This is a genomic window from Alkalibacterium psychrotolerans (assembly GCF_054784355.1).
Genome location: NZ_BAAGPH010000081.1, coordinates 1 through 1464 on the forward strand (window position 1 = coordinate 1; position 1464 = coordinate 1464).

Sequence of the window (1464 nt, forward strand, 5' to 3'; positions counted from 1 at the left end):
ACAAGACCTCTCAAGTCTGTTCGTCCTGCGGACATGACGACGGCAAACACGGTCTGGCTGTCAGAGAATGGACGTGTCCAGCCTGTCAGGCTCATCATGACCGTGATGTGAACGCTGCAAAAAACATTCTTTCCATTGGCATGGGACATGCCTTGGTCAAACAGCCTAAACCGCTGCCTGTAAGCATTCGTGCGACGCAGACAAGTTAAAGGTGTTCCCAGAAGCTCGGTACTTTAGTGCCGATGTAGTTCACGTCCCTTCGATTATTCAACTTCTCTTCAGCTGAATTAATGTTATAATAGTTCTGGAAATGAAAGGAATGAAAACATGAAACAATTTAAATCAGTCTTACCCGGTTTTCTGATGGCGACGATTATCGCGGTAGCTGCAGTAGGAGTCGAAGGCTTATTACCAGGGCATTACATAGGTGCTGCCGTTCTGGCCATGTTTATTGGGATGGCTGTTAGAACGCTTTACTATAATGATAAACTGTTTAATGAAGGGGTGCAGTTCACTTCAAAAAAAGTGCTGAAATTTGCAATTGTTTTACTAGGTGCTTCATTGAATTTTTCTATTATACTTAATGTCGGTGGACGCACTTTGATGGTACTGTTATTTACTCTTCTGACTGCTTTTGGCGGTGGCTTTCTATTGAGCAGGCTATTTAAAGTGAACTGGAAGTTGGGCAACATGATTGCAGCTGGAACGGCTATATGTGGCGGTTCTGCCATTGCTGCAATGGCACCGGTAATAGAAGCGGATGACGGCGATGTCTCTTATGCCATTTCCTCAACATTTGTATTTGATATGCTGATGGTCGTGGCTTATCCAATTGTGGGTCAGCTTCTTCGGTTGAGTGATTCATTTTTTGGATTCTGGGCAGGCACATCCATAAACGACACGTCAAGTGTTGTAGCTGCTAGTTTTGCTTTTTCAGATACAGCAGGAGAAATAGCGACAATGGTCAAGCTGACAAGAACGCTGGCAATTATACCGACAGTCATCATTTTTTCAATCCTATACTATAAGAGTAAGCAGGATGGCAGGGAACACCGGAAGGGAAAGATGGCCCTTAGAGGGTTAATTCCGTGGTTTATTATTGCGTTTGTTATTATGGCGGGGCTGAACTCAGTAGGTCTGATACCAGTTGTCGTTTCTGATTATTTAAGAGCAGTCAGTCGATTCTTAATGGTCATTGCACTGGCAGCCATCGGTCTTAAAACGAACTTGAAAGTGTTTATAAAAACGGGCTGGAAACCGTTTGTTCTCGCCATGACCCTGTCTACGCTAGTCGTATTTGTATCCTTTGCAGTTGTGTATATTATAATCTGATAATAGAGGTAACACCCAATAATCTATGAAAAACTATGTATTAAAAAAATCTTGTTGCTCGTTTGATGCTAGCTATTGATCAGGTTAAATAAAAACTGATTTTTAAAAAAAGTTAGCCTTTAATAAGAGTCT

Annotated in this window: 2 protein-coding genes; both read left to right on the top strand. The window is 42.1% G+C overall.

The window, feature by feature from the left end:
• On the top strand, window positions 1-209 hold a 209-nt coding region (locus tag ACYVLS_RS08980), incomplete at its 5' end, for a zinc ribbon domain-containing protein (protein ID WP_460323728.1).
• Window positions 210-327: 118 nt separating this feature from the next.
• Complete coding sequence (locus ACYVLS_RS08985) at window positions 328-1332, top strand: YeiH family protein (RefSeq protein WP_460323730.1); 1005 nt, start codon at window positions 328-330, stop codon at window positions 1330-1332.
• Window positions 1333-1464: the final 132 nt, after the last annotated feature.

Coding starts and splice junctions, on each gene's coding strand:
- ACYVLS_RS08985 (WP_460323730.1), top strand. CDS start 328: ATGAAACAATTTAAATCAGTCTTACCCGGTTTTCTGATGGCGACGATT.